The organism is Streptomyces phaeoluteigriseus (genome assembly GCF_001896135.2).
GTDB lineage: Bacteria > Actinomycetota > Actinomycetes > Streptomycetales > Streptomycetaceae > Streptomyces > Streptomyces phaeoluteigriseus.
The window spans coordinates 806,669-825,990 of the sequence record NZ_MPOH02000015.1; the positions used below are offsets into that span (position 1 = coordinate 806,669).

A 19,322-nucleotide genomic window follows, 5' to 3' on the forward strand; every position below is an offset into this window, starting at 1 on the left:
AGGAGGGGATCAGAGGACGCGGTCGAGCCAGGTGAAGACCTCGTCCTGCATGCGGACGGTGAAGACATGGCCGAGGTCGGGCCAGGTCCTCAGGTGCAACCGCTCCTCGGCGTGGCGGGAGCGCCAGACGGCGCGCAGCTTCTCGTGGGCCGCGCGGACGCCGTCGGCGGGGAACAGCGGATCGAGGCCGCCGTCGAAGAAGAGCATCGGCCTGGGTGCGGCGATGCCCGCCACGTCGGGGAAGTCGAGGTGGCGGGAGAGTCCGGGGTGAAGCATGTGGTAGGAGGACTGCCCGCGCAGGGTGTTGTTGCCGGGGACCATCATCTCCCTGAGCCCGGTCATCCAGCAGACGGCGGCCGTGGCGGCGATCTCGTCGGTGAGCGCCGCGGCCTGCCAGGCGCGGAAGGCGCCCATGGAGAAGCCCACGGCCGCGATCCGCCGCCGGTCCACGCGCTCCAGGCGGGCGAGGAAGCCGGCGCGCGGGCGTCCTCGCGGGCCATGAGCCCGGCCAGGGAGGAGCCCAGGTGGAAGAAGTTGCTCGCGAGGGCCTGTTGCTGGTCGTAGGCGAGGGGGCCGCGGTCGCCCCAGCCGAGGGCGTCGGCGACGAGGACGACGTATCCGCGCCGGGCCAGTTCGTCGCCGACGAACCGGCCGCCGAAGCACTTCTCCGTCCAGGCCTGCGCGCAGGCCAGCCGGGTTCCGTCGTACCAGGGCCGGACCAGTTTCTCCTTGCCGATGTCGAACTTCGCGCCATGGTCGTGCAGGAGGAGCACGGCCGGGAAGGGGCCCGGCCCGTGCGGGGTGAGCAGGGCGGCGCGGACGCGTTCGTGGCGGGTGAGCGAGAGTGTCACCAACTCGCCGGTGAATCCGTCCTGTTCGGCCCGCTGCCGGAACTCGGGGGCGTACGGGGTGCCGTCCTCGCGATCGACGAGCAGGGCCTCCTCGACCTTGGCCCGAGCCGCCCGGCGCCAGGCGCAGAAGTCCCGGATCGGGGAGTTTCCCCAGGCGAGCGGGAAGGTGAGGGCGTCCTTGAGGGCGGGGTGGAAGTCGGGCAGCGGACCGTCGGCCACGGCCGCGCGGGCCACACCCGCCTGGCCGGCCGGCAGGGCCGCCCCCGTCCCGGCCACGAACGCCCGCCGGCCCACCGGTTCACGCCCGCGCATACGGCCTCCAGTCCCCCAGATAGGTGCGCCGGGTGTGGACAGCCGCCTCCGCCGGTGTCAGCTGCGGCCGGTTGTCCGGCTCCGAGATCACCGCGCCGGGGCCCGCGTTGCCGTACTCGCGAAAGCGCATGGTCTGCCAGGGGTGGGCCTCCCGCATGTCGGTGTACGGGGCGGCCGGGTCGATGCCGGGGCCGATCCAGGAGTCCCGCACGACGAGCGAGGGCCAGGCGGTCGTCTCGTACGACGGCACCCACGGCCGGGCCAGCTTGTACGCCGCGTCCTCGGCGCCGGAGGTGAACCGGCCGCGGACGGCGAGGAAGCCGTAGGGGTTGGCGCGGGCGGTGGCCGGGGCGAAGACCATGCCCTTCGGGGTGAAGGCGACGTCCCGCCGGAGGGTGTGGAAGCGGCAGTCGTCGAAGACGGCCCGCGCCCGGCCGAAGACGAAGTCGACGTCTCCCTCGATGTGGCAGCGGTGGTAGTACTGCCGGTCGAAGGCGTCCAGGGCGGTGGTGTCCGCGAAGAGGGTGTCCTGGTGGGCGAGGAAGCGGACGTCGTCGAAGCGCGAGCGGTCCCCGGTGACGTAGGCGGCGACCGCCTGGGTGCCGGTGACGCCGGGGTGGTCGGCGCGCAGCCAGTCGTTGGCGAGGGTGAGCCCGCGGACGGTGAGGCCGGGGGCGGCGGAGGTGAAGGTGGCGGAGCCGGCGGTGCCGTACGTGGTGCCGTCGGGCCTCTTCGTGCCGTTGGCGTTGTCGTACACGAGGACGGCCGCGCGCGGGTCGCGGGAGGCGCCGCGCAGGGTCAGGTCCGCCTTGCCGGCGGGGACGGCGACGACCTCGCGGTAGGTGCCGGGGTGCACGACGATCGTCCACCCCGGCCCGGGGACCGCGTCCACCGCGGCCTGGACGGAGTCGCCGGGGCGCACGTGCAGGACACGGCGGCCTCCCATGCCGGGGCCGGCCGCGAGGGCGGGGCCTCCCGTGCCGGGGCCGGCCGCGAGGGCGGGGCTGCCGGTGGCGGCGAGGCCCGCGGTGAGACCGGCCAGGAGGCTGCGCCTGCGCATGTCAGCAGCTCTCCTTCCACGGCGTCCAGTCGCCGAGGTACGCCGTCCGGGTCGCCGACTCGGCCTGCTCGGGGGTGAGTTGGGGCCGGTTCTCCGGGACGGTGATGACCGCGCCGGGTCCGGAGTTGCGATACTCGGCGAACCGCTGGTTCTGCCAGGGGAAGGCGGCCGACATGTTGGTGTAGGGCGCGACCGCGTCGATGCCGGTGCCGAGGTGGCTGTCACGGACGGTGAGCATGGGGCGGGCGGTGGTGTCGGAGCTGGGCACCCAGGGGCGGGCCAGCTTGTAGTGGGCGTCCGGGGCTTCGCTCGTGACCCGGCTCCTGCTCACCAGGTAGCCGCGCGGGTTGGCGCCGGCCGTGGAGGGGGCGAAGACGAAGCCGTAGGGGGCGGCGGCCAGGTCGGTGCGGTCCAGGGTGCGGAAGTGGCAGTGCTCGAAGACCGCGGTGCCCCGGCCGAAGACGAAGTCGACGTCACCCTCGGCGTAGCAGTGGGAGAAGTACTGCCGGGCGAAGGTGCCGAGCGCCGTCGAGTCGGCGTAGAGGGTGTCCTGGTGACCGAGGAAGCGGCAGTGGTGGAACGCGGAGCGGTCGCCCTGGACCTTGATCGCGACGGCCTGGGTGCCGGTGACACCGGGGTGGTCGGCGCGCAGCCAGTCGTTGGCGAAGGTGATCCAGCGGGCGGTGAAGCCGTCGGCCTGCACGGTGGTGGTGGCCGAGCCGGTGGTGCCGTAGGTGCCGCCGCCGGGCTTGGGGGTGCCGGCCGCGTTGTCGTACACGATCACGACGTCGCGGGGGTTCTCGGAGGCGCCGATCCAGGTCGCCTCGGTGCGGGTGATGTCGACCGCGACCGTCTCCCGGTAGGTGCCGGGGGCGAGGACGAGGGTGCGGCCGGTGCCGGTGGCGGCGGTCACGGCGTCCCGGACGCGGGTGTGGTCACCGCGTCCGCGCGCGTCGACGTACAGGGTTCCCGGGGTGAGTCGGGCGGACGGGGAGCCGAAGCGGCCGAAGGGCCGGCGGGGATTCGCCCGGACGGGGCCGGCCGACAGCCCGAGGGCGGCGCCCGCCCCGGCGCTCGCCATGAGGAAGCCCCTTCTCGACAGGGGGAGCTGGACGTGGGACGAGGGCATGCGGGTGCTCCTTGGGCAGCAGACTTTCGCCGGCGCCGGCCCGGCCGGTGACGATGCCGGGGACGGCCTTCGCGGGGTCGACCTGGTACGCAGGGTGGGCGTCCAGCCGCGCCGGACTGGAGGGTCTCGGCGGGGATCTCCGCGTTGTGCACGGCGATCAGGTCGACGGGCTTGCCGTTGACGTGGTTGCCGTCGGCGGTGACCGGCGCCTCGCTCCACTTCTTCAGGGCCTTCGCCGCGCTGACGCCGGCGGGCAGCGTGAACGCGTTGTGCTGGGCGACGAGCTGGGACTCCTTGCCGATGCCGAAGCTGTACGAGTAGGAGGCGTCGGCGACGAAGTGGTTGTTGTAGGAGTCGACCTGACCGAACCGGACCCGGGGCGCGCGCTCCACCAGCTTGGAGAACAGGTTGTGGTGGAAGGTGACCTTCAGTTTGCCCCGGTCGCCCACGGCGGTGGACTCGCTGTCGCTGTTGCCGATGAGGATCGTCTTGTCGTGCTCGGTGAAGACGTTCCAGGAGGCGGTGACGTAGTTCGAGCCGCGGACGATGTCGAGTTCGCCGTCGTGCTGCTGGTAGAGCATGCCGAAGTAGGTCGGCGCGGCGCTGTCGGGGTGGGAGCCGTCGGTGAACGTGTTGTGGTCCAGCCACACGTGCGTGGACCCGTAGACGACGGCGGTGTCGTACTCGGAGTTCCAGTTGCCCTTCGAGCCGTCGGTGGGGTCCCACTGCGGGAAGCAGTCGATGGGGCTCTCGAAGGCGATGTTGCGGATGATCACGTTGTCGACGGCCCTGATCTGGAGGCTGGCGCCCTTGATGCCCGCGTTCCTGCCCACACCGATGATGGTGGTGTTGGCCGGGACGCTGACCTTGATCGCCTTGTCCTGGTTGGCGGCGGAGGTGCGCCGCAGGCCCTCGGGGCTGTCGGCGGGCTCGGCGCTCAGGTCGGTGTCGAGACCCCAGACCTCCGGCGCGTACGCGGCGAGGTAGGCGTCGAAGTCGTAGCCGGGCGCGGCGAAGGCCTCGCATCCCTCGGAGACGGCGTCGATCGTGCCCCTGACCTTGATGATCTTCGGTGCGCTGCCGCCGGCCTCCAGGGCGGACCTGAACTCCGCCCAGGTGGTGACGGTGTACACGTGCTCGGCGTCGGCGGCGGCACCGCCGGTGGTGCCGGTGCCGTACGCGGCCCAGCCGTCGTTGGCCGGCAGGGTCTGCCGGGCGACGTCACGGGGGGAGTGCGCCTGGGCGGTGGTGCCGGTGACCGTCATGGCCAGCGCGGTGCAGCCGACCACGACGGCCGATTTTGTGGCATGCCCATGCCATCTCTGTGCGTTCACTGTGCGGCTCTCTTTCTGGGAAGGAGAAAAGGAGGAGAAGGGGTTATGCGGTGGCCGGGGGCCAGGTGATCCAGGACGGCGGGATCTCCGCGTCGAGCCGTCGCACGTCCCGCGCCGACAGCACCCGGCAGCGCAGCAGCTCGGCGGCGACGAGCCGGCCCAGCGCGATCGCGCCCGGCGGATTGAAGTGCGTGTTGTCCTGCTCGGTGCCGGTCCAGTTGAAGTACTTCTTGGTCTCCTCTACCCCGAGCTTCTGCCACAGTTCCAGCGACAGCGCCTGGAGGTCGAGCAGCGCGACGCCCTCCTCGGCGGCGAGCGCACGCATCGCCGCCGGGTAGTCGCCGTGGGTGGGAAGGGCGTTGCCGCCCGCGTCGAACCGACGGCGCTCCACGGGGGTCGCCAGCACGGGCCGCGCCCCGCGGGAACGGGCGCCGTCGACGTACAGCCGCAGGTGGTCCTGGTACGTCGTCCAGGGCTCGGTGTAGCGGGCCGGGTCGGTGGTCTTCTCGTCGTTGTGCGCGAACTGGATCAGGAGGAAGTCCCCCGGCCGGATCGACGCGAGGATCACGTCGAGGCGCCCCTCGTCGACGAAGCTCTTGGAACTCCGGCCGTTCACGGCGTGATTGGCGACGGGCCGGTCCTTGTGCAGGAAGAACGGCAACGCCATCCCCCAGCCGGTCTCGGGCGCGGCGTCGGCGAACTTCCGGGCGGCGGTGGAGTCACCGGCGAGGTAGAGGGTGCGGGGGCGCTGCGATGCCTGGGCGGTGCCGGTGGCCACGGCCCCGAGCGGGAGGGCGGCGAAGGCCGCGGTGGTGACCTGTCTGCGGGTGAGGGACACGGGGGTGCACCTTTCAACAGCGTTCAACAGGAGGGACACCGCGCCTGACGAGGGGCGCGGGGCGGTACTCAGGTGCGGCTCCGCCGCCGGGGCGGCGGCCGGCCACGGTGAACCCGCGGCCGGCCGCCCACGATCCGGACCGAAGTCCTAGCCCTTCTGTTCCTTCCACTCCGCCTGCGCCGTGTTCAGCTGGTCGGCGAGGGTGTCCAGGAAGTCCTTGGCGCTGAGCTTGCCCAGCAGGACCTTCTGGAAGTTGGGCTCGTTGTCGGACTTGGAGATGGTGCCCCAGTCCGGCAGGTAGTACGGCAGCTGCACGATCGTCGTGGACCCGTCGGACAGCGCCTGCGCGGCCAGCTTGGTCGGCTCCGCCTGGGCGATCCACGGGTCCTTCGCCGCCGCGGTGTTCGACGGCACCTGGCCGGCCGACTCGTTGAACTTCGAGTTCTCCGCGTGCGAGGTGGCGAACTCGATGAACTTCCAGGCGGCTTCCTTGTTCTTCGAGCTCTTGAACAGGCCGAGGCCGTCGACCGGGTTGGACACCTGGACCCGCTTGCCGGAGGAGCCGATCGGCTGCGGAATGCCCCGGAACTTGTCGGCGCCGAACGCCTTCACGTGGTCCTGGTACGAGCCCAGGTTGTGGTTCAGCATGCCGATGGTGCCCGAGTCCCACTGGGCGACCATCTTGGTGAAGTCGTTGTTGAGGTCGGCGGCCGGGGTGACCTTCTTGTAGAGGGCCGCGTACTTCTCCAGCGCCTCGACGTTCTTCGGGTCGTTGACCGTGGTCTTGTCGCCGTCCCAGAACGAGGTGATCCCGCTCTGCCCGTACATCGCGTCCAGCGCCTGGGCGATGGATCCGGCGCCGCCACGGATGGTGTACCCGAACTGGTTCTTGCCGACGTTCGTCAGCTTCTCCGCCGCCGTGTAGAACGCGTCCCAGGTGGTCGGCTCGGCCAGGCCCGCGGCCTTGAACAGGTCGGTGCGGTAGTACAGGACACCGTTGTTGGCGGAGGTCGGGATCGAGTAGAGCGCGTCACCGCCGCCGGCGGCCTTCAGCGACTCGACCATGGCCTCGTTGAGCTTGCCGTTGAGGGAGGACTTGGCGAGGCGGTCGTCCAGCGGCTCGAGAGCGTCCTGGGCCGCGATGCCGGCCGCCATCGACGCCCCGATCCCGCCCACGTCCGGCAGGCCGCCGCCCTGGATGGCGGTGTCGACCTTCGACCCGTACTCGGTGGAGGCGATGCCGACGTACTCGACGTCGATGTCCGGGTTGGCCTTCTCGAAGTCGGCGATGATCTCCTTCCAGATGTCGGTGCGGACACCGCCGTTGTTGTCCCAGAAGAGGATCTTGCCCTTGCCGCTGCCGTCGGCTCCCTTGTCCCCGCCGGCGCCGCTGCCGTCGTCACCGCAGGCGGTGACGGTCAGGGCGAGCGCGGCCCCCAGGGCGACGGCCGTCGCGGCGCGCCTGCTTCTGTGGATGCTGATCTTCATTGGTCGGCTCTCTTCTTCTTGTCTTCTGGATCCAACGGGCTGTGCGGGTACGTGGGGGGCGCGCGGGGTCAGCGGCGGGCGTGGGGAGCCCAGTCGTCGGTGCCCCTGAGGTAGTCGGCGACGGTGTGGGTCCGTGCCTCGGCGTCGGTCATCTGCGGCCGGTCCGCGGTCACGGCCGCGCCGGGGCCGTGGTTGCGGTACTCGGCGAACCGCGCGTCCCGCCACGAGAAGCCGCTCATGTCGGTCCACGGGGCGGCCTTGACCGCGGCGGGCAGCTCGGTGTCGCGGATCAGCACCTGGGCGACCGCGGCGGGTTCACCGCCCGGGTGCCAGGGCCGTCCGAGGTGGAAGGTCCCGGCCGGCGCGTCGCTCACGATCCTGCACCGGGTGATCAGGAACCCGTACGGGTTGCCCGTCCACGTGGAGGCGGCCGTGATGTAGCCGTTGTTGCTGTCGGACCCACGGCTGAGCGCCCGGATCACGGACCGCTCGACGACGGTCGTCGCCCGTCCGTAGACGAAGTCGACGTCGCCCTCGATGAAGGAGTCGCGGACGTAGACCCGGCTGATCACGTCCAGCCTGGGGCTGTCGGTCATCAGCGTGTCCTGGTTGCCCAGGAAGGCCGTGTCCTCGAAGACGATCCGGTCGCCGGTCGTCTTCACCGCCAGCGCCTGCTCGGCGTTCAGCTCGTGGGCGGCCTCGTCGAAGTCGTTGCTGAGGGTGAGGTGGCGGACGGTGACGTCGTCGGCCGCGATCCGGACCGTGGCGCTGCCCGTCGAACCCCCGTACGCCGCAGGCGTGTCGTAGACGATGACGGTGTCGGAACGGTCCTGTCCAGTCCCCTGCAACGAGATCTTCGGCTTGCCCGCCGGGATGAACACCTTCTCCCGGTGGACGCCCGGCGCGACGGCGACGGTGACCGGGACGGAGTTGCCCTGCGGCACGGCGTCGACGGCCGCCTGGACGGTCGGGTAGTCACCCGGCACCTGGAGCGTCACCGCGCTGCCGATCCGCTTCTGCGGTCCGGAGTACCTGGCGACCAGCGCGGGCACGGCCGCCGCCGGGTCCAGCCGGTACGTGTAGAAGTCCCGCGGCTCGAAGGCGGCACCCCACTCGTCGTGCCGGCCCGTGGTGTTCCTCAGGATCGACCCGCGCTGCACCAGCTCGGCGGTGGTGTCGGCCTGGTAGGGGTGCTGGACGTCCCGGTAGTAGCTGTTCTCGATGACCATCTTCGTCCGGCCGCGTGACCAGTTCCCGTAGGTCCACACCGGGTCGCCGGGATCGGCCTGGGCCGTCAGGTGGTTGTTGTAGAGGTGGGCGTAGGCCGCGTTGTCGACGGAGGGGTTGCGCTGTTTGGTGTTGGCGAACAGGTTGTGGTCGACGGTGATCTGCGTCCTGACGTCGGTGGTCCAGCCCAGCCCGAACGTCTTGTTGTTGTTCTCGAACCGGTTGTAGGAGACGGTGATGTACTCGCTGTCCTTGCGGACGTCGAGCTGCCCGTCGCAGATGTTCGAGAAGCGGTTGTGGTCCACCCAGACGTGGTGGACGGTGTCCATCTGGATGCCGTCGAAGTCGGTGCCCTTGCAGTCCCAGTCGCCCTCGACGGCCGAGTCGCGGATCGTCAGGTTGCGGATGATCACGTTGTGGGTGCCGGGGGCCAGGTGCAGTTCCCCGTGCACGATCTCCCCCGTGTCACCGACGCCGATCAGCGTCTTGTCGGAGGCGACGGCGATCTCCGCGCCGAACGGCTCGACCGCGACCGACCCGGCGATCCGGATGACGTACGGCTCCTCGGCCGCGGCGTACGCGGCGAGGGAGGCGTGGTCGGTGACGGTGACGACCTTGCCGCCGGCCCCGCCGGTGGTGCCTCCGGCCAGGGAGGCGAATCCGTGGGCCCGGTCGGACCAGCGCGGCGCGACGACGGTGGCCGTGGCCGGCGCGGAGTGCGCCTCGCCGACCGTGCCGAGGCCCAGCGCGGCGACCAGTCCGGCCACGGCGGCGAGAACGACGCCGGGTCTCGACAAGCGCTTGCTATGGAAGTGCGTCATTGCGGCTCCCAACAGGCTTACGACTGCGGTGGGTTAGAGGTTGCTGATCCGGAAGTGCGTGAACGTGGCCGCCCCGGCCTGTCCCGGTCCGTCGGGTGCGAGGGCGAACAGGCCGAGCAGGGCGCCGACCCACGCCACGGGGTGGCGGTGAAGACGGGGCCCGAGGGGTGCGGGCCGTCGCCGACGTCGTAGGTGAAGCGGCAGCGGGCGCCGGCGCCGATCTCGATGCGCAGGCGGACCTTTCCGTGCGGGGCGGGCCGGGGGGTGGGCCGCGTCCCGTTCCCGCTCGGCGACCGCCTCGGCGAAGCGGTGCACGAGGTGGACCGTGCCGTCGGTGCCGCGTTGCAGCCCGATCCAGGAGAAGGCGTCTCCCAGCACCGCGAGTCCGGCCCGTGCGCCGGGCTCCTCGCCGTGCAGCTCCAGCTCCACTTCGACGGCCGACGGGGTGCCGGGCAGCCGCTGGGTGAGCACGTGGGGCAGTCTGCGCAGGTCGTGCGCGTCGGCCGTACGGACGCAGGACAGGCGCAGGCCGTCGCCGGAGTGCTGGGTGGCCCAGACGTCATGGGGGTCCCCCCGCTCGAGCGAAGCCGAGAGTGGGGGAGGGTTGGCCGTCCACTGCCACTGCCTGCCGAAGCGTCCGCCGGGGAAGTCGTCGTCGGTGGCGGGCGCGGCGGCCGACTGCGGCGGCAGGTCCGGCCTGCGGTGTACGGCGACGGGGGCGCCCTCGTCACCGATCACCGGCCAGCTGTCGCTGCCCCACCGCATGGGCTGGAGGTGCACGACCCTGCCGTAGGCGCCGCGCTGCTGGAAGTGCAGGAACCAGTCCTCGCCGGACGGGGTGCGCACCCAGCCGCCCTGGTGGGGGCCGTTGACCTCGGTGTCCTTCTGCTCCAGGACGATCCGCTCCTCGTAGGGGCCGAAGAAGTCCCGGGCGCGGAAGGCGCCCTGCCAGCCGGTGTCCACTCCCCCGGCCGGGCGAAAATCCAGAACCAGCCGTCGTGCCGGTACAGCTTGGGGCCCTCGAGGGTGAACCAGCCGGGGATGCGGTCCCCGTCGACGATCAGCTTGCCCTCGTCGAGGAGCGAGGTGCCGTCGGGGTGCATCCGGTGGCCGGTGAGGCGGTTCTTGACGCCGGAGCGGGACTTCGCCCAGGCGTGCACCAGGTAGGCCTCGCCGGTCTCCTCGTCCCACAGGGGGCAGGGGTCGATCAGGCCCTTGCCCTGCTTGACCAGGTGCGGCCGGGTCCAAGGACCTCTGATCTCGGGGGCGTTGACCTGGAAGATGCCCTGGTCCGGGTCGCCCCAGAAGATCCAGAAGCGGTCGTCGTGGTGGCGCAGCGCGGGCGCCCACACCCCGCAGTCATGACGCGGGGACCTGAACTCGGCCGCCGGTTCGAGGCGTTCCAGGGCGTGCCCGACCAGGGTCCAGTTGACCAGGTCCCGCGAGTGCAGCAGCGGCAGGCCGGGGGCGCGGCCGAAGCTGGAGGCGGTGAGGTAGAAGTCGTCACCGACGCGCACCACGTCCGGGTCGGACCAGTCGGCGTCGAGGACCGGGTTCGCATACGTCTCGCCAGTCACCGTCTCGTCCGTCGCTGCCTCGTCCGTCACCGTCTCGTCCGTCGCTGCTTCGTCCGTCACTGGGTGACCGCCTTCCGGACGAGGGTGGCCGCTTCGTCGCGGCCGAGGCGGCCGTCGGCGACGACGGTGACGACACGGCGGACGGCGGTGGCGCCCGGCGCGATCGTGAGCCGCTCGGCGGAGGCGAGCGAGGAGCCGACGCCCGGGTACTCGCCGGTGCGCACGAACCAGGGGTCCCGGCGGGTGGCATCGGTGGCGCCCGCGAACACCAGGCTCCAGTCGGTGCCGGTCAGGGCGAGCCAGTCGGCACGCCCGCCGTGCACTTCGGCCTCGCCCTCGGCGTCGGCGGTGAAGACGTCCGGAGCCCGGTCCTCCTTGCGGGCGCGCCAGAAGAAGCCGCCGTAGGCCGCGCCGGGGCGTCCGTTGGTCGCCGGGCTGCCGATGGTCACCGGGTCCGCGGTGCCGTTGGTGAGGGAGAAGGTGAAGTCCAGCGCCCAGGCGGCGTGGGTGAGTTCGGTGGCGGCGACCGTACGGCGCTCGCGCAGCAGCTCGGTTCCGGCGGCCACCCAGCGCAGTTCCTCCACGAACCCGTCGGAGTCGCACAGCTGGAAGCCGACGTGCCGCTGGATGCCGTGGTTGTCGAGTTCGGTCGGACCCCGGTCGCGGACGTAGGTACGGCCGCCCCAGAAGTTGTGTCCCTCGACGTCGGGAACGGCGACACCGACGCCGAGGTGGTGGGTGTGGTCGGCGGGGCTCAGTTCGGTGACCGCCGTGCCGGCCAGGGTGGTGACGGGGTGCAGAAAGGGGCGCGGGGAGAGCCGGGCGGGCAGCTCGGGCCGGGTGAGGTAGCGGCCGACCGGGCGGCCGGCGACACGCAGCACGACGGGTGCGTCGGGTGCCTGTGCCATCAGGTGCTCACCTCTTTCGGATGCGCGGTCGGGGACGCCCAGGCGGCGCCCAGTTCGGAGAAGAGGGCGAGGGTGTCGGCGGCGGCCGCGACCAGCCCGTCGACGCCGGGGACGACCCGGCGGTCCTCACCGGGGAGCCGGTGCCAGGCGTCGTCGGGCAGTTCGAGCGGGTCGGGGGCGACCCGGACGCCTCGACGACCCGCATGAACGCCTCGGTCGCGGCCGGCGGGACCAGCAGGTCGGTGCCGTCGGTGAGGTGGTCGACGAGGTTCTCCAGCAGGTCGGTGCGGCCGTACTCGAACTCCTCGGGGCCGTGGCCGCCGCGCTGGAGCAGGACGCGGTCCTGCTTGTACCAGAAGGTGATCCTCCCCTGGCTGCCGTGGACGACGACGTAGGGGTCGTCGGGGTCCTCGGCGCACAGGGTCGCGGCGACGACGACCGGACGTCCGGCGGCGGTGGTGATCCGGACGCAGGAGGTGTCGTCGGACTCGATGGCGTTGGCGTGCGCCAGCTCGGTCTCGATGCCGGTGACGTCCTCGGCGCGGGTGACGCCGGCCAGTGCCAGGGCGGTGGCGACGGCGTGCGCGAGCGGGTTGGTGAGGGCGCCGTCGATCACGTCGACGCCGTTCATCCGCCGTTTCCCCGCCCACGGCGCGCGCCGGAAGTAGGCCTCCGGGCGGGCCCAGGCGCCGGCCCCGCCGACCCCGGAGATCTCCCCGATCGCCCCGTCGCCGATCATCTCGCGGACCGCGGGCAGGGCGTGCGAGCCCAGCGACTGGAAGCCGATCTGGCAGGCCACGCCCGCCTCGGCGACCCCGTCGGCCATCCTGCGGAACTCCGCGTACGACGGCGCCGGTGGCTTCTCCAGCAGCAGGTGCACACCCTTGCGGGCCGCGGTCAGCGCCAGGTCGGTGTGGGTGGGGATCGGGGTGCAGACCACGGCGATCCGCGCGCCGGTCGCGTCCAGCAGCGCGCCGAAGTCGGCGGACTGCTCGGGCGCGCCGAGGCCCTGCGGAATCTCGTCCGGGGTGAGCGGGGTCAGCTCGCAGATGCCCGCGAGCCGGACGATGCCCTTGTCCTGGAGCCGACGGATGTTGTCCAGGTGCCAGCGGCCGTGGCCGCGCGCACCGGCCAGGACGACCGGGACGCCCGCACCCGCCGGTTCCGGCGTGCTCATCGGTTCGGGGGTGTTCATGGGATCCTCCCTGCGCCCGCGCCGCGTGCCACCTCGCGGTCGGCCACCGCGGCGCTGTCGATCTCTGTGTGCAGGGTAGGTGTCCAGCCGACGTCCGCCGTGAGGTCGCGTTCGCCGCCGCCGTTGTAGGCGTTGTGGATCGTGAGCAGGTCGACGGGGTAGCCGTTGAAGAGGGTGCCGCTCTGGTGCAGGGCGGTGCCGTTCCAGCTCTTGACCAGGTCGGCGACCTCGATGTGGCCGGGGGTGTGGAAGGCGTTGTTCTCGGCGTGGATGCCGGACTCGGTCGACACGCCGATGGAGTACCGGTGGCCGTCGGTGACCTCGTAGCGGTTGTTGTAGAGGTGCACCTGCCCGAAGCGGACGCGGGGCGCGCGCTGGGCGATCGACTCGAACGCGTTGTGGTGCAGGGTGACCCGCAGCCTGCCGCGGTCGCCGGCGACGGTGTCGCCGTTGCCGATGAGGACGGCCTTGTCGTGCCCGGTGAACCGGCTCCAGGACACGGTCACCAGGTCGGAGCCGTTGGTGATGTCCAGCAGGCCGTCGTGGCGCAGGTAGTTGCGGGCGAAGTAGGTGGGTTCGGCCTCGTCGGGATGGCCCTTGTCGGAGGCGGTGACATGGTCGATCCACACGTGCCGCGCGCCGGTCAGCCAGATGTTGTCGTACGCCGTCTTCCAGTCGCCGAGGCCTCCGGTGTTGGGCTGCCAGACGGGGAAGCAGTCGTAGGCGTCGCGCAGGTCGAGGTTGCGGACGATGACGTTCTGCGCGTTCCTGACCTGGAGGCCGGCGCCCTTCAGCACCGCGCCCGGGAGTCCGACGATGGTGGTGTTGGAGCCGACCGACAGCACGACCCGCTCGGCCTGCCGGGCCGCCGACGCCTGGCGGGCCTCTTCCTGCGGGCCGCTCGGCCTGGCGGAACCCCAGGTGCGGGGGTCGTAGGCGGCCAGGTACTTCTTCAGGGAGTAGCCGCCGGTCGTGTAGTCGGCGCAGTCCAGGTGGTCGCCGTCGTCGTCGGTGTTGGCGTCGACGGTCCCGGCGATCCGGATGATCTTCGGGGTGTCACTGCCGTTGTCCAGCGCCCGGACCAGGCCGGCCCGGTCGGTGACGGTGTGGACGTGGTCGTCGTCGGCGGCCGCGCCTCCGGTGGTGCCGGCGCCGTACGACGCCCAGCCGTCGCCCGCGGGCAGGGTGTCGCGGGCGATGTCCCGGACCTCCGCGTGCGCGGGGACACAGAGCAGACCCAACACGCCTGCCATCACGGCGATGTGACGGAACCTCATCCCTTCACCGCCCCCGCGCTGAAGCCGGTGATCAGCCACTTCTGGATGAAGGCGAACACGAGCACCACCGGGACGGCGGCGATGATGCCGCCGGCGGCGAGCGCGCCGAGGTCGACGCTGTCCGCGCTCATCAGGGTGTTGAGGCCGACCGGGATCGTCTGCTTGCTCTGGTTGTTGAGGAACATCAGCGCGAACAGGAAGTGGTTCCAGGAGTGCACGAAGGCGAAGGAACCGACGGCGATCAGGCCGGGCCGCAGCAGCGGCAGCACGACGATGCGGAACGCCGTGAGACGGTTGCAGCCGTCGACCCAGGCCGCCTCCTCCAGGGAGTACGGCACGTTCTTGATGAAGTTGCTGATCAGGATCATCGACAGCGGCAGCTGGAACACCGTCTCGGCGATGATGACGCTGGTCAGCGAGTTGATCATCTGGAGTTCGGCGAAGATCTCGAACAGCGGGACCAGGAGCAGCGCGCCCGGCACGAACTGGGAGCAGAGCAGGGCCAGCATGAAGGCGCGCTTGACCTTGAAGTCGAAGCGGGCCAGGGCGTAGCCGCCGGCCAGCGCGACGAGGGTCGTCATCAGCAGGGTGGCGACGCCGACGAGCAGGCTGTTCTCGAAGTAGGTGCCGAAGCTGCGGTCCGTCCAGACCTTCTCGAAGTGGTCGAAGGTCATCGGCCAGGGCACGAGCGAGGTGGAGCCTGCCGGACGCAGCGCGAACAGCAGGATCCAGTAGAAGGGGATCAGCGTGAAGACGAGGTAGATCGACAGTGGCAGATAGATCTGCCAGCGCGGGGCCTCGTCCCAGGCACGGTTCCTCCCGCCGCGGGGGCGGTGCTCGGATGCGGTGGGGACGCTCACGGGCGTGGGCGCCACCTCGGTGGCCTCCTTGGTGATCACTTGGACTCACTTCCGAACTTGCTCAGCCGCAGGTAGACCATCGAGCAGAAGAGCAGGATCACGAACGCGACGGTGGTCAGGGCGGACGCGTAGCCGAAGTTGTGGGCGTCGACGGAGGTGTTGGCGATGTAGAGGGGCAACGTCGTGGTCTCACCCGCGGGTCCGCCACCGGTCAGCGTGTAGAGCAGGTCGACGTTGTTGAACTCCCACACCGCGCGCAGCAGCGTGGACAGGACGATCGCGTCCTTCAGGTGGGGCAGCGTGATGTGCCAGAACTGCTTGAACCTGCTGGCTCCGTCGACCTCGGCCGCCTCGTAGAGGTCCTTCGAGACGGACTGGAGGTCGGCGAGGATGAGGATCGCGAAGAAGGGGACACCGCGCCACAGGTCGGCGACGATCGCGGCCGGGAACACCGTCGAGGTGTCCGACAGCCAACTGGTGCCGTAGGTGCCGATGCCCATGTCCGCGAGGTAACGGGTGATGCCCGTCTGGGAGTTGTAGAGCAGCACCCAGATCGCGGAGGTCAGCACGCCGGAGACGGCCCAGGGTGAGAAGACCAGCGCGCGGCCGAGCGAGCGGCCCACGAAGGTTTGGTTGACGATGAGCGCCAGCGCCAGTCCGAACATGAGCTGGAGGCCGACCTCGACGAACACCCACTTGGCGCTGAAGGTCAGCGTGTCCCAGAAGATCGGGTCGTCGGTGAAGGCGTGGACGAAGTTGTCGAAGCCCGCGTAGCCGTTGCGCCACGGTTTCGTGGGGTTGTAGTTCTGAAGGCTGTAGTAGAAGACGCTGATGACCGGATAGGCGATGAAGCCCAGCATGAGCAGGGCGGCCGGCGCGATCAGCAGGTACGGCAGTCTGCGCGGCGTGGCGGAGGCACGGCGCCGCCGGGGTGGCGCGGGCGGTTTCGCCACGGCTACGGCTTGGGCCACGACTGTTCTCCGTTTCTGGGTACGTCGTCGTACGTCGTGCGGTGCGTGGTGCGGTGCGCGGTGCGCGGTGGGGCTTGCGTGGTACTCGGCTGGTGCTCGGGTCGTACAGGAAGCGCTTACTCGATGGACAGGGGTCCACGGGGTGGTTCCGCTGTGCGGGTCAGCCCGCGTACGGGTCCCGCACCGTGCCCGGACGGGCCAGGAACTCGAAGTCGCAGCCGGTGTCGGCCTGCGTGATCTGTTCGTTGTAGAGCGCGCCGTAGCCTCGCTCGTACCTGGTGGGCGGTGGCGTCCACTCCGCCCTGCGCCGCTCCAACTCCTCTTCATCCACGTCGAGTTGGAGGGAGCGGGCCTCGACGTCGAGGGTGATGGAGTCACCCGTGCGGACCAGGGCGAGGGGCCCGCCGACGTACGACTCGGGTGCCACGTGCAGCACGCACGTGCCGTAACTCGTGCCGCTCATCCGGGCGTCGGAGATCCGGACCATGTCCCGCACGCCCTGCCTGAGCAGACGGTCGGGGATGGGCAGCATGCCGTACTCGGGCATGCCCGGACCGCCCTTGGGGCCGGCGTTGCGCAGGACCAGCACGGTGTCGGCGGTGATGCCGAGGTCCGGGTCGTCGATGGTCCGCTGCATGGTCCGGTAGTCGTCGAAGACGACGGCGGGGCCGGTGTGCTTGAGCAGGTGCGGCTCGGCGGAGATGTGCTTGATCACCGCGCCGTCCGGGCACAGGTTGCCGCGCAGGACGGCGACCCCGCCCTCGTCGGCGACCGGGTTGTCCCGCGGCCGGATGACGTCGTCGTTGTGCACCTGTGCCCCGTCGAGCTGCTCGCGCATCGTGTCGTACGACACGGTCGGCCGCTCCAGGTGGAGCAGGTCGGTGATGCGGGAGAGGAACCCGGGCAGACCGCCGGCGAAGTGGAAATCCTCCATCAGGTACGTCTGTCCGCCCGGCCGTACGTTGGCGAGCACCGGGACCGTACGGGCGATGCGGTCGAAGTCGTCCAGCGTGAGCTTGACTCCCGACCTGCCCGCCATGGCGATCAGATGGATCACGGCGTTGGTGGAGCCGCCGAGGCCAAGGACGGTCGTCACCGCGTCCTCGAAGGCGTCACGGGTCAGGATGCTCGACAGCCTGCGGTCCCGGTGGACGAGGTCGACGATCGTCATGCCGGCCTTCGCCGCCATCCGGTCGTGCCCCGAGTCCACGGCCGGGATGCTGGAGGCCCCCGGGACGGTGACGCCGAGCGCCTCGGCGGCCGCCGTCAGGGTGGACGCCGTACCCATCGTCATGCAGTGGCCGGGCGAACGCGCGAGGCCGTTCTCCAGCTCGGCCATCTCGCAGTCACCGATCAGGCCGGCCCGCTTGTCGTCCCAGTACTTCCACATGTCGGTGCCGGAGCCGAGGACCTCGTCGCGCCAGTGGCCCGGCAGCATCGGGCCGGCCGGCACGAAGACCGTCGGCAGGTCGGCGCTGGCGGCGCCCATGAGGAGGGCGGGCGTCGTCTTGTCGCAGCCGCCCATCAGGACGGCGCCGTCCACCGGGTACGACCGCAGCAGTTCCTCGGTCTCCATCGCCAGCAGGTTGCGGTAGAGCATCGGGGTCGGCTTCTGGAAGGTCTCGCTCAACGTGGAGACCGGGAACTCCAGCGGGAAACCGCCCGCCTGCCACACGCCCCGCTTGACCGCCTGCGCCCGGTCGCGCAGATGCACATGACAGGGGTTGATGTCCGACCAGGTGTTGAGGATCGCGACGACCGGCTTGCCGAGGTGCTCCTCGGGCAGATAGCCGAGCTGGCGGGTGCGGGCGCGGTGGCTGAAGGAACGCAGTCCCTCCGTGCCGTACCACTGGTGGCTCCGCAGGTCCTCGGGGCGCCTGCGGACGGGCTCGGTCATATGGACCACCCCGCGGCGATCTCGGCGACCTCGGCCCGGTCCGCCTCGGGCAGCGGCCGGCTCGGCGGGCGGACCTCGCGGCGGCACAGTCCGAGGGAGGCGAGGGCCTCCTTGACGACCGTGACGTTGTTGGCGGAGCCGTTGGCCGCGCGCAGCTCCTCGAAGCGGCGGATCTGCTCCCAGACCTTCATCGCGGCCGGGTAGTCGCCGGAGCGCAGCGCCTCGACCATGTTCAGCGAGACGGCCGGGGCGACGTTCACCAGCCCCGAGGTGAAGCCGGTGGCGCCCGCGGAGAAGTAGGAGGGGGCGTACGGCTCGGCGAGTCCGGCCACCCAGACGAACCGTTCGAGCCCCGCGTCGCGGGCGAACGCGGCGAAGCGGGCGGCGTCCGGGACGGCGTACTTCACGCCGATCACGTTCGGGCAGACGTCGGCGAGTTCGGCGAGGCGGGCACCGGCGAGCTGCGCGTTGCGGATGTACGGGACGACGCCCAGCTCGGGCACCGACTCGGCGATGGCCCGGTGGTAGTCGACCCAGCCGCTCTGCGAGACGTAGGGGTGGACGGGCTGGTGGACCATCACCATCCCGGCTCCCAGCTCACGGGCGTGACGGGCGGAGGCGACCGCGGTGGGCACGTCGTGCCCGACGCCGACCAGGATCGCCGCCCGGTCCCGGGCCTCCTCGATCGTCAGCTCGGTCACCAGGCGACGCTCCTCGGGGGTGAGGGCGTAGAACTCGCCGGTGTTGCCGTTGGGGGTGAGGGTCCTGATCCCGCCGTCGAGCAGACGGCGCAGCAGGGCCCGGTGGGCGTCCTGGTCGACGGAGCCGTCCTCGGCGAACGGGGTCACCGGGATGGCCACGACGTCGGCCAGGGCCGCACGCTGGGTCTCGAACGCCACGCTGCTCATTCCTGACCTTCCTCTGTCCGGGCGTCGGGGAACGCTCTCCGTACGAACGACGCGATGTGGGCGTGCAGGGCGCGGGCCGCGCCGTCGGCGTCGCCGTCCAGGGCGAGCCGCAGGATCTCGCGGTGCTCCCCCGCCTCCCGTTCCCACGAGGGCGAGGCGGCCCAGGCGACGGCCGAGACCAGGGCGGCCTGGTCGCGGACCTCGTCGAGCATCCGGCCGAGCAGCGGATTGCCGCACGGCAGGTACAGGGCGCGGTGGAACTCCCGGTTGGCCAGGGAGCGTTCGGCGGTGTCGGTCGCCCCGTCGGCCATGGTGAGCGCCGCGCGGGCGGCGTCCAGGGAGGCGCCGCGCTTCACGGCCCGCTTCAGCGCCTCGGGTTCGAGGAGCAGTCGCACGTCGTAGACCTCGCGCGCCATGTCCGCGTCCACCATGCGCACCGTGACGCCCTTGTACTGGCTCATGACGACCAGTCCGGTGCCGGCCAGGGTCTTGAGCGCCTCGCGCACCGGGGTCTTGGAGACCCCGAACTGCGCGGCCAGTTCGGTCTCGACCAGCGCCTGACCTGGCGTCAGCCGCCCGGTGAGGATGCGGCGTTTGATCTCCTCCAGCACGTACTGCGTGCGGGAGGGGATCGGCGTGGGCACAGAGGTCATGCGCGCCTCTCGGTGT

Annotated in this window: 12 protein-coding genes and 4 pseudogenes; all 16 read right to left on the bottom strand. The window is 71.2% G+C overall.

All coding sequences use genetic code 11. The features are described from left to right. Nucleotides 1-9: 9 nt before the first annotated feature. The 16 genes and pseudogenes from BM536_RS21595 to BM536_RS21670 all read right to left on the bottom strand — a co-directional run bounded on the left by BM536_RS21595 (nucleotide 10) and on the right by BM536_RS21670 (nucleotide 19,306). A pseudogene (locus tag BM536_RS21595) lies at nucleotides 10-1,163 on the bottom strand (dienelactone hydrolase family protein). Further along, entirely contained in the window at nucleotides 1,150-2,223 is a 1,074-nt protein-coding gene (locus BM536_RS21600; RefSeq protein ID WP_094103354.1) for a pectinesterase family protein, read from the bottom strand. The pseudogene BM536_RS21595 and the gene BM536_RS21600 overlap by 14 nt, the downstream one beginning before the upstream one ends. A 1-nt stretch (nucleotide 2,224) precedes the next feature. After that, nucleotides 2,225-3,352, bottom strand: a complete 1,128-nt coding sequence (locus BM536_RS21605) for a pectinesterase family protein (RefSeq protein WP_094103355.1) — start codon at nucleotides 3,350-3,352, stop codon at nucleotides 2,225-2,227. Nucleotides 3,353-3,380: 28 nt separating this feature from the next. Continuing rightward, nucleotides 3,381-4,686: pseudogene (locus tag BM536_RS21610) on the bottom strand (pectate lyase family protein); the annotation flags it as partial. 43 nt (nucleotides 4,687-4,729) lie between these two features. Further along, complete coding sequence (locus tag BM536_RS21615; RefSeq protein ID WP_073497607.1) at nucleotides 4,730-5,524, bottom strand: rhamnogalacturonan acetylesterase; 795 nt, start codon at nucleotides 5,522-5,524, stop codon at nucleotides 4,730-4,732. Nucleotides 5,525-5,671: 147 nt separating this feature from the next. Then, nucleotides 5,672-7,012, bottom strand: a complete 1,341-nt coding sequence (locus BM536_RS21620; protein ID WP_094103356.1) for an ABC transporter substrate-binding protein — start codon at nucleotides 7,010-7,012, stop codon at nucleotides 5,672-5,674. Between the two features lie 68 nt (nucleotides 7,013-7,080). Next, a complete protein-coding gene (locus tag BM536_RS21625) occupies nucleotides 7,081-9,060 on the bottom strand; it encodes a pectinesterase family protein (RefSeq protein ID WP_094103357.1) in 1,980 nt (659 codons plus the stop codon). A gap of 33 nt (nucleotides 9,061-9,093) precedes the next feature. Further along, a pseudogene (locus tag BM536_RS44015) lies at nucleotides 9,094-10,637 on the bottom strand (glycoside hydrolase family 43 protein). Between the two features lie 56 nt (nucleotides 10,638-10,693). Next, nucleotides 10,694-11,545: a DUF6807 domain-containing protein gene (locus tag BM536_RS21635; RefSeq protein ID WP_073497609.1), complete on the bottom strand. Its 852-nt coding sequence runs from the start codon at nucleotides 11,543-11,545 to the stop codon at nucleotides 10,694-10,696. Continuing rightward, nucleotides 11,545-12,722 (bottom strand): annotated as a pseudogene (locus BM536_RS21640) (Gfo/Idh/MocA family protein). Before BM536_RS21640 ends, BM536_RS21635 begins: the two are co-directional and overlap by 1 nt. A gap of 14 nt (nucleotides 12,723-12,736) precedes the next feature. Further along, nucleotides 12,737-13,993 (bottom strand): pectate lyase family protein, encoded by a 1,257-nt coding sequence (locus tag BM536_RS21645; protein ID WP_245873685.1) that lies wholly within the window; start codon nucleotides 13,991-13,993, stop codon nucleotides 12,737-12,739. 20 nt (nucleotides 13,994-14,013) lie between these two features. Further along, entirely contained in the window at nucleotides 14,014-14,916 is a 903-nt protein-coding gene (locus tag BM536_RS21650; protein WP_073497613.1) for a carbohydrate ABC transporter permease, read from the bottom strand. After that, nucleotides 14,913-15,848 (bottom strand): carbohydrate ABC transporter permease, encoded by a 936-nt coding sequence (locus tag BM536_RS21655; RefSeq protein ID WP_073497615.1) that lies wholly within the window; start codon nucleotides 15,846-15,848, stop codon nucleotides 14,913-14,915. The genes BM536_RS21650 and BM536_RS21655 overlap by 4 nt, the downstream gene beginning before the upstream one ends. A gap of 160 nt (nucleotides 15,849-16,008) precedes the next feature. Next, nucleotides 16,009-17,745 (bottom strand): L-arabinonate dehydratase, encoded by a 1,737-nt coding sequence (gene araD / locus BM536_RS21660; protein WP_073497617.1) that lies wholly within the window; start codon nucleotides 17,743-17,745, stop codon nucleotides 16,009-16,011. After that, entirely contained in the window at nucleotides 17,742-18,653 is a 912-nt protein-coding gene (locus BM536_RS21665; protein ID WP_073497618.1) for a dihydrodipicolinate synthase family protein, read from the bottom strand. The genes araD and BM536_RS21665 overlap by 4 nt, the downstream gene beginning before the upstream one ends. Continuing rightward, nucleotides 18,650-19,306: a GntR family transcriptional regulator gene (locus BM536_RS21670; RefSeq protein ID WP_094103358.1), complete on the bottom strand. Its 657-nt coding sequence runs from the start codon at nucleotides 19,304-19,306 to the stop codon at nucleotides 18,650-18,652. The genes BM536_RS21665 and BM536_RS21670 overlap by 4 nt, the downstream gene beginning before the upstream one ends. Nucleotides 19,307-19,322 lie beyond the last annotated feature (16 nt).